The organism is Streptomyces sp. NPDC001709 (assembly GCF_053596375.1).
The window spans coordinates 39965-52689 of the sequence record NZ_JBSFGB010000034.1; the positions used below are offsets into that span (position 1 = coordinate 39965).

Annotated in this window: 13 protein-coding genes; 10 read left to right on the plus strand and 3 right to left on the minus strand. The window is 71.3% G+C overall.

Translation table 11 applies throughout. The features are described from left to right. Positions 1-82: 82 nt before the first annotated feature. Positions 83-997 (plus strand): HipA family kinase, encoded by a 915-nt coding sequence (locus ACWC0C_RS36525; protein ID WP_450868575.1) that lies wholly within the window; start codon positions 83-85, stop codon positions 995-997. After that, positions 994-1269, plus strand: a complete 276-nt coding sequence (locus ACWC0C_RS36530; RefSeq protein WP_449200512.1) for a SelT/SelW/SelH family protein — start codon at positions 994-996, stop codon at positions 1267-1269. The genes ACWC0C_RS36525 and ACWC0C_RS36530 overlap by 4 nt, the downstream gene beginning before the upstream one ends. A gap of 3 nt (positions 1270-1272) precedes the next feature. Here ACWC0C_RS36530 and aceB read toward each other — a convergent pair whose 3' ends face one another. Beyond that, positions 1273-2898: a malate synthase A gene (gene aceB / locus ACWC0C_RS36535; protein ID WP_450868577.1), complete on the minus strand. Its 1626-nt coding sequence runs from the start codon at positions 2896-2898 to the stop codon at positions 1273-1275. A 184-nt stretch (positions 2899-3082) separates the two neighbouring features. Continuing rightward, on the minus strand, positions 3083-3685 hold the full coding sequence (locus ACWC0C_RS36540; protein ID WP_450868579.1) for a nucleotidyltransferase family protein: 603 nt from the start codon (positions 3683-3685) through the stop codon (positions 3083-3085). Between the two features lie 129 nt (positions 3686-3814). On the opposite strand from ACWC0C_RS36540, the gene ACWC0C_RS36545 reads away from it, so the two are divergent. Beyond that, positions 3815-4132, plus strand: a complete 318-nt coding sequence (locus tag ACWC0C_RS36545; protein WP_449200515.1) for a DUF5955 family protein — start codon at positions 3815-3817, stop codon at positions 4130-4132. Between the two features lie 83 nt (positions 4133-4215). Here ACWC0C_RS36545 and ACWC0C_RS36550 read toward each other — a convergent pair whose 3' ends face one another. After that, positions 4216-5010 carry an IclR family transcriptional regulator gene (locus ACWC0C_RS36550; protein ID WP_449200516.1) on the minus strand — a complete coding sequence of 265 codons (795 nt, stop codon included), beginning with the start codon at positions 5008-5010 and terminating at the stop codon, positions 4216-4218. 272 nt (positions 5011-5282) lie between these two features. On the opposite strand from ACWC0C_RS36550, the gene allB reads away from it, so the two are divergent. From allB to ACWC0C_RS36585, 7 genes are all read left to right on the plus strand, one after another. Next, the gene (allB, locus tag ACWC0C_RS36555) at positions 5283-6623 is read left to right on the plus strand and encodes an allantoinase AllB (RefSeq protein ID WP_450868581.1); all 1341 of its coding nucleotides are present in this window, start codon (positions 5283-5285) and stop codon (positions 6621-6623) included. A 42-nt stretch (positions 6624-6665) separates the two neighbouring features. Next, on the plus strand, positions 6666-7805 hold the full coding sequence (alc, locus tag ACWC0C_RS36560; RefSeq protein ID WP_449200561.1) for an allantoicase: 1140 nt from the start codon (positions 6666-6668) through the stop codon (positions 7803-7805). A 122-nt stretch (positions 7806-7927) separates the two neighbouring features. Next, the gene (locus tag ACWC0C_RS36565) at positions 7928-8743 is read left to right on the plus strand and encodes an AIM24 family protein (RefSeq protein ID WP_449200518.1); all 816 of its coding nucleotides are present in this window, start codon (positions 7928-7930) and stop codon (positions 8741-8743) included. 105 nt (positions 8744-8848) lie between these two features. Beyond that, a complete protein-coding gene (locus tag ACWC0C_RS36570; protein WP_450868583.1) occupies positions 8849-9475 on the plus strand; it encodes a dihydrofolate reductase family protein in 627 nt (208 codons plus the stop codon). A gap of 119 nt (positions 9476-9594) precedes the next feature. Then, entirely contained in the window at positions 9595-10701 is a 1107-nt protein-coding gene (locus tag ACWC0C_RS36575; protein ID WP_450868585.1) for a DMT family transporter, read from the plus strand. Positions 10702-10786: 85 nt separating this feature from the next. Beyond that, on the plus strand, positions 10787-11182 hold the full coding sequence (locus ACWC0C_RS36580) for a ribonuclease domain-containing protein (RefSeq protein ID WP_449200521.1): 396 nt from the start codon (positions 10787-10789) through the stop codon (positions 11180-11182). Between the two features lie 262 nt (positions 11183-11444). Then, positions 11445-12695 (plus strand): sensor histidine kinase, encoded by a 1251-nt coding sequence (locus ACWC0C_RS36585; protein ID WP_450868628.1) that lies wholly within the window; start codon positions 11445-11447, stop codon positions 12693-12695. The last annotated feature ends 30 nt before the right edge of the window (positions 12696-12725 follow it).

Sequence of the window (12725 nt, forward strand, 5' to 3'; positions counted from 1 at the left end):
TCACCCGCTCCGGCCGTTCACGCTCGGTTACTATGCCAGTCAGGGCTGATCGTGGGACGAAACCGCCGGGGAGCCAGGGAAGATGCTGAGGGAGGTCACCGCAGACCGCTACATCGCGCCCCTGCGGTCCGGCGGCTCCGTCCCCGGGGTCGTCGAGGCCGACGACCTCGGTACGTACGTCGTGAAGTTCACCGGCTCAGCGCAGGGACACAAGGCGCTGGTCGCCGAGGTGATCGTCGGCGAGCTCGCCCGCGCGCTCGGCCTGCGCTTCCCCGAGCTGCTCCTCGTCCACTTCGACCCCGCGATCGCCGCCGCCGAACCGCACCAGGAGGTGCGGGAGCTGCACGGCGCGAGCGCGGGCGTGAACCTCGGCATGGACTACCTGCCGGGCGCCCGGGACTTCACTCCGGAGATCGCCGAGACCTTCCCCGTGGATCCGCTGGAGGCGGGCCGGATCGTCTGGCTGGACGCGCTGACCGTCAACGTGGACCGCACGGTCCACAGCTCCAACCTCATGATCTGGCCCACGCTCGGTACCACCCCGCCGCACCTGTGGCTCATCGACCACGGCGCCGCCCTCGTCTTCCACCACCGCTGGGACACCACGACCCCGGGCAAGAAGTACGACCTCCGCCACCACGCCCTCGGCCACTACGGCCCCGACGTGCGCGCCGCCGACGCCGAACTGGCCCCGAGGGTGACCGAGGAACTGCTGCGCGGGATCGTCGCCGAGGTGCCGGACGCGTGGCTCGCCGAGGACGCCGGGTTCGCGACACCGGACGACGTCCGGGACGCGTATGTCGACTACCTCCTCGCGCGCGTACGGCTGTCGCCCGAGTGGCTGCCCACCGACTTCCCGAGCCGCGAGGAACTCGCGGCCGAGGAGGCCGCCCGCGCGCAGAAGACCCAAGCGGGCCGTCCGGCCTGGCTGAAACGGGTCCCCGACCTGCACGGCAAGCCGACGACGGAACAGGATGGGGCGGTGCATCCCGGATGACCCAGCGCGTACAGATCGAATACTGCACACAGTGTCGCTGGCTGCCCCGCGCGGCCTGGCTGGCACAGGAACTGCTCACCACCTTCGAGGCCGAGCTGACCGAGCTGTCGCTCAAGCCCGGCACCGGAGGCGTCTTCGTCGTCCGGGTGAACGACGAGGTCGTCTGGGACCGGAGCGAGCAGGGCTTTCCCGAGCCCACGGCGGTGAAGCGGGCCGTACGCGACCGAGTGGCCCCGGGAAAGCCCCTGGGCCACTCGGACAAGCCCGCGTAGGCGTCAGCCCCTGAGCTGCTCGTACGCCGGCAGGGTGAGGAAGTCGGCGTAGTTCTCGTCCAGGGAGACCTTCAGCAGCAGGTCGTGGGCCTCCTGCCAGTGGCCGGCGGCGAAGGCCTGCTCGCCGATCTCCCCCCGGATGGCGGACAGTTCCTCGGCGGCGACCTTGCGGGCCAGCTCGGGCGTGGCCTGGTCGCCGTTCTCGAACTCGACGCCCGCGTTGATCCACTGCCAGATCTGGGAGCGGGAGATCTCGGCGGTGGCCGCGTCCTCCATCAGGTTGAAGATGGCGACCGCGCCGAGCCCGCGCAGCCAGGCCTCGATGTACCGGATGCCGACCTGGACGGCGTTGACGAGGCCGTTGTACGTCGGCTTCGCGTCCAGCGAGTCGATCGCGATCAGGTCGGCGGCCTCGACGTGGACGTCCTCGCGCAGCCGGTCCTTCTGGTTCGGCTTGTCGCCGAGGACCCGGTCGAAGGACTCCATGGCGATCGGGACGAGATCGGGGTGCGCGACCCAGGAGCCGTCGAAACCGTCGTTCGCCTCGCGGTCCTTGTCGGCGCGGACCTTCTCGAAGGCCACCTTGTTGACCTCGGCGTCCCGGCGGGACGGGATGAACGCCGCCATGCCGCCGATCGCGTGCGCGCCGCGCTTGTGGCAGGTGCGGACGAGGAGTTCGGTGTACGCCCGCATGAACGGGGCCGTCATGGTGACCGCGTTGCGGTCCGGGAGGACGAACCTGGCGCCGCCGTCACGGAAGTTCTTCACGATGGAGAACAGGTAGTCCCAGCGACCGGCGTTCAACCCGGAGGCGTGGTCGCGGAGTTCGTAGAGAATCTCCTCCATCTCGTACGCGGCCGTGATCGTCTCGATCAGGACGGTGGCGCGGATGGTGCCCTGCGGGATGCCGACGTAGTCCTGCGCGAAGACGAACACGTCGTTCCACAGGCGGGCCTCGAGGTGCGACTCGGTCTTCGGCAGATAGAAGTACGGGCCCTTGCCGAGGTCCAGCAGCCGCTGGGCGTTGTGGAAGAAGTACAGGCCGAAGTCGACGAAGGCGCCCGGGACCGGCGAACCGTCGGCGTCGACCAGGTGGCGCTCGTTCAGGTGCCAGCCGCGCGGCCGCATGACCACGGTCGCCAGCTCGTCGTTCGGCCGCAGGGCGTAGGACTTGCCGGACTTCGGGTCGGTGAAGTCGATGCTGCGGGTGTAGGCGTCGATCAGGTTGATCTGGCCGAGGACCACGTTCTCCCAGGTGGGCGCGGAGGCGTCCTCGAAGTCGGCGAGCCAGACCTTCGCGCCCGAGTTGAGCGCGTTGATGGTCATCTTGCGGTCGGTGGGGCCGGTGATCTCGACGCGCCGGTCGTTCAGCGCGGCCGGGGCCGGGGCGACCTTCCAGGAGTCGTCCGCGCGGATCGCGGCCGTCTCCGGGAGGAAGTCGAGCGTGGAGGTGCGGGCGATCTCGGCGCGGCGCTCGGCCCGGCGGGCGAGGAGTTCGTCACGGCGCGGGGTGAACCGCCGGTGCAGCTCCGCCACGAAGGCGAGCGCCGCGTCCGTGAGGACCTCTTCCTGCCGGGGCAGGGGCTCGGCGTCGACGATGGCCAGCGGGGACGGCGCTGGTGCGGACATGAGCTGTCACTTCCTTCAGCGGTGGCACCAAGTGCCAAGTGGCACGAATAGGGCAAACAGCGCCAGCTGTGCGGTCAGGCGCTTCTGAACAGTGGATACTAGTTTTCTCATTGTGGAACTTCAATGGTTTGTTGATGTCGAGATTCTCTGAGTCGAGGCAAGGTGGCGCCCAGTGCCACCCCCCTCACTCAAGGTGGCGCAGGTCGGCTTCCGTGTCGATGTCGTACGGCTCGGCCACGTCCGCGCACTCCACGAGCCGGATCCGCCCGGCGTGCTCCTTGAGGTAGTCCCGCGCCCCGCGATCTCCGGTGGCGGTCGTCGCGATGCCCGCCCAGTGGGCCGCGCCGAAGAGGACGGGATGCCCGCGCAGACCGTCGTAGGCGGCCGAGACCAGCGATGTCTCGTCCCGGTACGCGCCCAGCACCCGCGCCACGGCCGCCGCCCCGATGCCCGGCTGGTCGACCAGGCTCACCAGGGCCGCGCGCACGCCCGTACCGTCCAGCGAGGCCAGCCCGGCCCGCAGCGAGGTACCCATGCCCTCGGCCCAGTCGGGATTGTCCACGAGCACACAGCCGCTCAGATCGGCCCGCGCCCGCACGTCCTCGGCACGGGCGCCCAGCACCACGTGCACCCGCTCGCATCCGGCCGCGCGCAGCACCCCGACCGCGTGCTCGACCAGCGGCCGCCCCCGGTGCTCCAGCAGCGCCTTGGGCCGCCCGCCGAGCCGTCTGCCCCCGCCGGCGGCGAGCAGCAGTCCGGCGACGTCCTCGCGATGCTTGTCCGTCATGCGTCCTGCATACCTGACGGGGGCGCGGGCGGCCGCTTTCGTTGGGCTGAATTTCGGTCCGCCCTGTGGCGCTCCCGGACACGGTGGCGTTTACTGGCCCGCGCACGACGGAGTGTGAGGGGGAGGGCTGTGTTGCGGAGCTTGGGGCAGAGGCCAGTGACCGGCAGCGACGAGGATCCGAGGGTGGCGGAACTGCGGACCGCGGTGTCCCGGCTGCGCCGCGAACTCGCCGCGCTCCCGACCGACTTCCCCGACCGCGCCATAGCCGAGGACGAACTGGCCGCCCTCGCGGCGATGGCCACGGGCGGCCGCCCGGAGATCCCCCGCCTGCGCGGCTCCCTGTTACTGATCGCGGGCGCGATCGGCTCGGTGAGTGCCCTGGCGAGGGGTTTGAGCGGGGTCCGAGAGGCGGTGGATCTGTTCGGGGAACCAATGCAGCGGGGTTGACTGTGCCCACCCAGGGGCGCGGGGAACTGCGCGAGAAACCACGAAGTACCCGCAGTCGCCCACGCGCCGAAAGGGCACCCCCCTTAGGCGCCCGAACTGGCCAACGCCTGAGACAACTCAAGGGCAATCTGCTGCAGCACGGGCACGATCTTGTCGGTAGCCGCTTCGGTGACACGCCCGGCCGGCCCGGAGATCGAGATCGCCGCAGCCGTCGGAGACTCCGGCACGGACACCGCGAGGCACCGAACCCCTATCTCCTGCTCGTTGTCGTCCACGGCGTACCCCAGCTGCCGCACATCCTCCAGCGCCGCCAGGAACCCCTCGGGCGTGGTGATGGTCTTCTCGGTCGCGGCCGGCATGCCCGTACGGGACAGCAGTGCACGGACCTCCTCGTCGGGCACGCCTGCGAGCAGCGCCTTGCCCACCCCGGTCGAGTGCGGTAGCACCCGGCGCCCCACCTCGGTGAACATGCGCATCGAGTGCTTGGACGGCACCTGGGCCACGTACACGATCTCGTCGCCGTCCAGCAGTGCCATGTTCGCCGTCTCGCCGGTCTCCTCGACCAGCCGCGCGAGATACGGCCGCGCCCACGTGCCGAGCAGCCGGGACGCCGACTCGCCGAGCCGGATGAGCCGGGGGCCGAGCGCGTACCGCCGGTTCGGCTGCTGGCGGACGTAGCCGCAGGCGACCAGCGTGCGCATCAGCCGGTGGATGGTCGGCAGCGGGAGGCCGCTGGTCGCGGACAGTTCGCTCAGACCGACCTCGCCGCCCGCGTCCGCCATCCGCTCGAGCAGATCGAAGGCGCGCTCCAGGGACTGGACCCCGCCTCCGGCGGAGGGCTTGGCGGAGTCGGTGGTGCTGGCGCTGGACGTCGGCACGGCGCGTTCCTTTCGGGACTGGCAGGGGGCAGAAGCCTACCGGGCAGCCGGTTGACTCCCTGCTTGTGCGTAGCTACGTTCTGCCTGCTGGAATTCTAATTCCGCGTTGTGGAAACGTCCAGAGTGAGTGCGGGTTGCCCGCCGTCCGGAAGTGTGCCCCTTGACGGCGGGGGAGCGGGAGTGAAGACTCCTTCAACAGAACGTTGAATTCCGTTACGTGGGTGTAAATCCCGTTTCCAGGGCGTAAAACGGCCGTACAGAGAGGGGTTCGGGTGTCCGACGCTGAACTGGTCCTGCGCTCGACGCGCGTCATCACGCCGGAAGGGACGCGGGCCGCCACGGTCACCGTGTCCGCCGGGAGGATCACGGCGGTCCTGCCGTACGACGCGGAGGTCCCGGCCGGTGCGCGGCTGGAGGACTTCGGCGACGACGTTCTGCTGCCCGGTCTGGTCGACACCCACGTGCACGTCAACGACCCGGGGCGCACCGAGTGGGAGGGCTTCTGGACCGCCACCCGCGCGGCGGCGGCCGGTGGCATCACCACGCTGATCGACATGCCGCTCAACTCCCTCCCGCCGACCACGACCGTCGAGAACCTGCGCGTGAAGCGGGAGGTGGCCGCCGACAAGGCGCACATCGACGTCGGCTTCTGGGGCGGCGCCCTGCCGGACAACGTCAAGGACCTGCGCCCGCTGCAGGACGCCGGTGTCTTCGGCTTCAAGGCGTTCCTGTCCCCGTCCGGCGTGGACGAGTTCCCGCACCTCGACCAGGACCGGCTCGCCCAGTCCATGGCGGAGATCGCCGGCTTCGACGGCCTGCTGATCGTGCACGCCGAGGACCCGCACCACCTCGCCGCCGCTCCGCAGCAGGGCGGCCCCAAGTACGCCGACTTCCTCGCCTCCCGCCCGCGCGACGCCGAGGACACGGCCATCGCGAACCTCATCGCGCAGGCCCGCCGCCTCCACGCGCGCGTGCACGTACTGCACCTGTCCTCCAGCGACGCGCTGCCGCTGATCCGCGCCGCCCGCGCCGAGGGCGTGAAGATCACCGTGGAGACCTGCCCGCACTACCTCACCCTCACGGCCGAGGAAGTCCCGGACGGCGCCAGCGAGTTCAAGTGCTGCCCGCCCATCCGCGAGGCCGCCAACCAGGACCTGCTGTGGGAGGCGCTGGCGGACGGCACGATCGACTGTGTCGTCACCGACCACTCACCCTCCACCATCGACCTGAAGACCGCCGACTTCGCCACCGCCTGGGGCGGCATCTCCGGCCTCCAGCTCAGCCTCCCCGCCGTATGGACCGAGGCCCGCGAGCGCGGCCACGGCCTGGAGGACGTCGTGCGCTGGATGTCCACGAAGACCGCCGCCCTGGTGGGCCTCGACGCGCGCAAGGGCGCCATCGCACCCGGCCACGACGCCGACTTCGCCGTCCTCGCCCCCGACGAGACCTTCACCGTCGACCCGGCCGGTCTCCAGCACCGCAACCGGGTCACCGCGTACGCCGGCAAGACCCTGTACGGCGTCGTGAGGTCCACCTGGCTGCGCGGCGAACGCATCGTCGCGGACGGCGAGTTCACGGCCTCGAAGGGCACGCTGCTCGCCCGCCCCCAGTAAGCCCCCCCGCACCCGCACCCGGCCGACTCCAGAAAGGACCCCCTGATCACCGTGACGGCGCTGCATCAATCTAGTTGGGCCAGCTTCACCGGCGACGCGAACCCCTACGGAGGCGGCGACCCGTACGCGGACTACCGCACCGCCGACTTCCCCTTCACCCAGTACGCCAACCTCGCCGACCGGCAGCTCGGCGCCGGTGTCATCGCCGCCAACGACGAGTTCTTCGCCCAGCGGGAGAACCTGCTGGTGCCCGAGCCGGCCGAGTTCGACCCCGAGCACTTCGGGCACAAGGGCAAGATCATGGACGGCTGGGAGACCCGCCGCCGGCGCGGTGTGTCCGCCGACCACCCTTGGCCGACCGCCGAGGACCACGACTGGGCGCTGGTCCGCCTCGGGGCGCCGGGTGTCGTGCGCGGCATCGTCGTCGACACCGCCCACTTCCGCGGCAACTACCCGCAGGCCGTCTCCATCGAGGGCACGTCCGTACCCGGCTCGCCGTCCCCGGAGGAACTGCTGGGCGACGACGTGAAGTGGACGACGCTCGTCCCGCGCACCGCCGTCGGCGGTCACGCCGCCAACGGCTTCGAGGTCTTGGTCGAACAGCGCTTCACACACCTGCGCGTCAACCAGCACCCCGACGGCGGCATCGCGCGCCTGCGGGTGTACGGCGAGGTCGTCCCGGACCCGAAGTGGCTGTCCGTCCTGGGCACCTTCGACGTGGTCGCCCTGGAGAACGGCGGCCGGGTCGAGGACGCCTCCAACCTCTTCTACTCGCCCGCCACCAACACCATCCAGCCGGGCCGCTCCCGTAAGATGGACGACGGCTGGGAGACCCGCCGCCGCCGTGACCAGGGCAACGACTGGATCCGCTACCAGCTGGCCGACCAGGCGCAGATCCGCGCGATCGAGATCGACACCGCCTATCTGAAGGGCAACAGCGCCGGCTGGGCGTCGGTGTCGGTGAAGGACGGCGAGAGCGGCGAGTGGACCGAGATCCTGCCGCGCACCCGCCTGCAGCCCGACACCAACCACCGCTTCGTACTCCCGGAGCCGGCCGTCGGCACGCACGCGCGCGTGGACATCTTCCCCGACGGCGGCATCTCCCGACTGCGCCTGTACGGCTCCCTGACCGAGCAGGGCGCGGCGGGCCTCGCCGCCCGGCACCAGGAACTGGGCGGCTGAACCACCCCGCACGCGCGCGGGGCGCCCCGGCCTGGACAGCACCGGGCGCCCCGCGTGTCCCCCACAAGGACCCGTTTCCGGTCTCCCGGAACTTACGGGTCTGTCTCCCGCGTTCTCCCGGCGTGACCCTTCAGCAAGAGATCGTCGGCAACGCCATGCAGATGGCGGTCGTCAACCTGCAGCCCGGCCAGACCGTGTACTGCGAGGCCGGAAAGTTCCTGTTCAAGACGACGAACGTGACCATGGAGACGCGGCTGTCCGGCCCGTCCGGAAACAGCGGGCAGCAGCAGAGCGGCGGAGGCGGCGGCATGGGCGGCATGCTCCGCCAGGCCATGGGCACCGCCATGCAGGTGGGCCAGCGCATGCTCGCGGGCGAGTCGCTGGCGTTCCAGTACTTCACCTCCCAGGGCGGTGAGGGCACGGTCGGCTTCGCCGGAGTGCTCCCCGGCGAGATGCGCGCCCTGGAACTCGACGGCACACGCGCGTGGTTCGCCGAGAAGGACGCCTTCGTGGCCGCCGAGTCCACCGTCGAGTTCGGCATCGCCTTCGCCGGCGCCCGCACCGGCATGAGCGGCGGCGAGGGCTTCGTCCTGGAGAAGTTCACCGGGTACGGCACGGTGATCATCGCCGGCGCGGGCAACTTCATCGACCTCAACCCGGCGGACTTCGGCGGCCGGATCGAGGTGGACACCGGCTGCGTGGTCGCCTTCGAGGAGGGCATCCAGTACGGCGTCCAGCGCGTCGGCGGCCTCAACCGGCAGGGGATCATGAATGCCGTGTTCGGCGGCGAGGGCCTGTCGCTGGCCACCCTGGAGGGCAACGGCCGGGTGATCCTGCAGTCCCTCACCATCGAGAGCCTCGCCAACGCCCTGAAGAAGGCCCAGGGCGGGGACAAGCAGGGCCCGACCGGCGGGCTGTTCTCCACCCACGCCGGCTGAGCCGGGAATTCTCCCGGTGCGCGCGGCTCGAACCGATGAGTTGCGGGTGCGTGCGGGGTCTGAGCTGATGACAGCAGACCCCGCACCCGGAAGAAGGCACCCGCCATGGGCAAGCTCGTCTCCACCATCTTCGTCACCCTCGACGGTGTGTACCAGGCGCCCGGCGGCCCCCAGGAGGACCCCAGCGGCGGCTTCACCCACGGCGGCTGGAGCTTCGTGTACGGCGACGAGGACTTCGGCCGCTTCGTCGCCGAGGTCTTCGACCGCGCCGGCGCCTTCCTGCTCGGCCGTCGTACGTACGACATCTTCGCCTCCTACTGGCCGAAGGTGACCGACCCGGCCAATCCCATCGCGTCCAGGCTCAACGCACTCCCGAAGTACGTCGTCTCCTCCACCCTCCAGTCGCCCGAGTGGTCCGGCACCACGGTGATCGGCGGCGACCTCGCCAAGGAGGTGCAGGCCCTCAAGGAGCGCACGGACGGGGAACTCCAGGTCCACGGCAGCGGCGCCCTGGTCCGCTCCCTGCTCGACCTCCGGCTCCTCGACACCCTGCATCTGCTGACCTTCCCGGTCGTCCTCGGCACCGGCCGCCGCCTGTTCACCGAGGGCGCGGTCCCCACCGGCTTCCGGCACACCGGCGGCCGCATCACGGGCAAGGGCGTCTCCATCCAGTCGTACGACCTGGCGGGCAGCCCCGAGTACGGGTCGTACGAACTGCCCGAAGACGCCTGAGCCGGGCACGAACCACCTGCACAAACCCCTGGCCGAAGATCGTCCTCGCCGGTACGGTGATCGCGCCCCGTGCGAGCCGCCGATGTCTCCGCACCCCTTTCGGAGACCGGGACCGCCCCATGTCATCGATCGCCGTACCGGGCGCCGCCCTCGCGCCCCGCCGCCGGATTCCCGCCTGCCTGGCGACGCCTGGCACGCACTCCCCCAGAGGGGGCGCCCCCACCCGCGTTGCCGAACCGCCCACGTGGCTCCGCCACGAGGGCGCTCCGGCGCCTTGCGATCGCACGCACCAGACGCCGCCAGGCCCGCCCTCCGGGCGGACGACGGGAATCCGGCGGCGGGACGCAGCGCCCCGCCGTGCCTGGCACACCGATCTGCCCGTCCTGCTCGTCGCCGTCTGCTGGGGCGCCAGCTACCTCGCGGCCAAGGACATCACCACAGCCCGTACGGTGCTCGCCGTGCTGGTGCTGCGGTTCGCACTCGCCGTGCCCGTGCTGGCCGTCGCCGGCCGCCGCGGCCTGCGGGCGCTCACCGGCGCACAGTGGCGCGGGGCGGCCCTGCTGGGCCTGATCCTCAGCGGGATCTTCCTGCTGGAGACGTACGGCGTGGTGCACACCTCGGCGACCAACGCCGGTCTGATCATCAGCCTCACCATGGTCTTCACCCCGCTCGCCGAGGCCGCCGTCACCCGCACCCGGCCCACCCCGGCCTTCCTCGGCGCGGCGCTGCTGTCGGTGCTCGGTGTCGTCCTGCTCACCCAGGGCGGCGGCTTCACCCGGCCGAGCACCGGTGACCTGCTGATGCTGCTCGCCGCGCTCGCCCGTACGCTGCACGTCCTCGCCATGTCCCGGCTCAGGGCCGTCCAGGGCGCCGACGCGCTGCCGCTGACCACGGTCCAACTCGGCGCGGCGGTCGCCGTGTTCGCCCTCCTCTCGGCGGTCTCCGGCGGCCATGGGCCCTGGACGGTCGCGGCGGACTTCGGCGCGCGGGACTGGGCGGGGCTGCTGTTCCTGTCCGCGCTGTGCACGGTGTTCGCCTTCTTCGTGCAGATGTGGGCGGTCCGCCGTACCTCACCGTCCCGCGTCGGTCTGCTGCTCGGCACCGAGCCGCTGTGGGCCGCCGCGGCCGGTATCGCGCTCGGCGGGGAACGGCTCGGCGCACTCGGCCTCGCGGGCGGCGCGCTGGTACTTGTGGGGACCGCGTGGGGGCGCAGGACGGCAGGTTAACTTCGCGAAAACTCATCGGACTTGAAAGGAAAATCTTCAATCTTGTCGTTGACATGCCAACGTCTACGCGCGTCATCATGACGGCATGAGATTCCCCCCACGCGCAACTCGCATCGGCGCCGCAGCCGCGCTCCTGTCCGCCCTTCTCGTGGGCGGCACCGTCTCCGCCACCACGGCGGACGCCGCAGCGGACTCGGTCGGCAGCATCTGCTACAGCGCCCTGCCGTCGCAGGCCCACCACACCCTGGACCTGATCGCCCAGGGCGGCCCGTACCCGTACTCGCAGGACGGCACCGTCTTCTCCAACAAGGAAGGCGTCCTGCCCAGCGAGGGCTACGGCTACTACCACGAGTACACCGTGGTCACGCCCGGTTCCCCCACGCGCGGTGCCCGGCGCATCGTCACCGGTGAGCAGGACCAGGAGGACTACTACACCTCCGACCACTACGCCACGTTCAACCTGGTCGACTTCGGCTGCTGAACCGGTCGGCCGGACCCGAGGGAACAGCGCGACAAGCGTGACCCGCACGTTCGGCACCACCAGCGGGCCGCCGGGAACCGTCCCGGCGGCCCGCTGTCGTCCCCAGTCCCGAGGGGGTGGCTCATGGGCCGCCCACCGCGCGTGTGCCGCCGAAAGTCCATGAGTGCGCGACTTTGGTAGCCGATCGCGCGCACGGTGCGGCCGACGCCCCGCGTCCTGCGTAGATTTGTCGACCGTGACAGAGAACGGGCTTGGCCCCACCATGGCGCGCGGGGCGGGGCTCCGTCGCTGGATGCTGCCCTCGGCCCTGCTGCACGGGCTCGATCCGGACTCCGGCCCCGACGGCCGGCCGCCCCGGCGCACCGCACGGGACTGGGTCGTCGACACCTGCTGCTTCCTGTTGGCCGTGTTCGTGTTCCTGGCGGCCGCCGCCGTCCTGCTGCGGCAACAGCACGTCCCCCGGGGCCTCGCCGTCGCCGACGTGCTGATCGGCGGCCTGTCCACCGGCGCCGTCTGGCTGCGCCGCCGCTGGCCGGTCGGCCTCGCCGTAGCGATGGTCCCCGTCGGTTTCGTGTCCTCCACCGCGGGCGGTACCGCCATGGTCGCCCTGTTCACCCTCGCCGTGCACCGGCCCTTCCGCTACGTCGCCTGGATCGGCGGCGTCAACCTCGCCCTCGTACCCGTCTACTACTGGCTGCGCCCGGACCACGACCTCTCCTACGCGGGGTCCGTCGTGTTCGCCGTGCTGCTCTGCGTCTCCGTCATCGGCTGGGGCATGTTCGTGCGCTCCAAGCGGCTGCTGATGCTCAGCCTGCGCGAGCGGGCCCGCCGGGCGGAGACCGAGGCGCGGCTGCGGGCCGAGCAGGCGCAGCGGCTCGCCCGCGAGGCCATCGCCCGCGAGATGCACGATGTCCTGGCCCACCGGCTCACCCTCCTCAGCGTGCACGCGGGCGCCCTGGAGTTCCGGCCGGACGCGCCGCGCGAGGAGATCGCCCGGGCCGCCGGAGTGATCAGGGAGAGCGCCCACGAGGCACTCGAGGATCTGCGGGAGATCATCGGCGTGCTGCGGGCCGGCGAGTCCGAGGACGCGGCCGGCGAGCGCCGCCAGCCGACGCTGGCCGGGCTGGACGCCCTCGTCGCCGAGTGCCGCGAGGCGGGCATGAAGGTGAGCCTGGACCACCGCGTCGCCGACCCGGCCGCCGTCCCCGCCTCCGTCGGCCGCACCGCCTACCGCATCGCCCAGGAGGCCCTGACCAACGCCCGCAAGCACGCCCCCGGCGCCGAGGTCACGCTGAGCCTCACCGGCACCCCGGGGGACGGCCTCACCCTCACGGTCACCAACCCGCCGCCCACCACCGAGCCCACGCCCGTCCCCGGCTCCGGCCAGGGCCTGATCGGCCTCACCGAACGCGCCGCCCTCACCGGCGGCCGCCTCGAACACGGCACCACCGCCGACGGCGGGTTCGAGGTACGGGCATGGCTGCCGTGGGGACAGGCCGGACCGACACCCTGACAGCGACAGCGACAGCGATGGCAATGGCAA

Bases quoted from the DNA above. Each gene is read 5' to 3' on its own strand.
- ACWC0C_RS36585 (WP_450868628.1), top strand. From the start codon at position 11,445: ATGGCGCGCGGGGCGGGGCTCCGTCGCTGGATGCTGCCCTCGGCCCTG.
- ACWC0C_RS36575 (WP_450868585.1), top strand. From the start codon at position 9,595: ATGTCATCGATCGCCGTACCGGGCGCCGCCCTCGCGCCCCGCCGCCGG.
- ACWC0C_RS36540 (WP_450868579.1), bottom strand. From the start codon at position 3,685: ATGACGGACAAGCATCGCGAGGACGTCGCCGGACTGCTGCTCGCCGCC.
- ACWC0C_RS36525 (WP_450868575.1), top strand. From the start codon at position 83: ATGCTGAGGGAGGTCACCGCAGACCGCTACATCGCGCCCCTGCGGTCC.
- ACWC0C_RS36580 (WP_449200521.1), top strand. From the start codon at position 10,787: ATGAGATTCCCCCCACGCGCAACTCGCATCGGCGCCGCAGCCGCGCTC.
- ACWC0C_RS36570 (WP_450868583.1), top strand. From the start codon at position 8,849: ATGGGCAAGCTCGTCTCCACCATCTTCGTCACCCTCGACGGTGTGTAC.
- ACWC0C_RS36530 (WP_449200512.1), top strand. From the start codon at position 994: ATGACCCAGCGCGTACAGATCGAATACTGCACACAGTGTCGCTGGCTG.
- aceB (WP_450868577.1), bottom strand. From the start codon at position 2,898: ATGTCCGCACCAGCGCCGTCCCCGCTGGCCATCGTCGACGCCGAGCCC.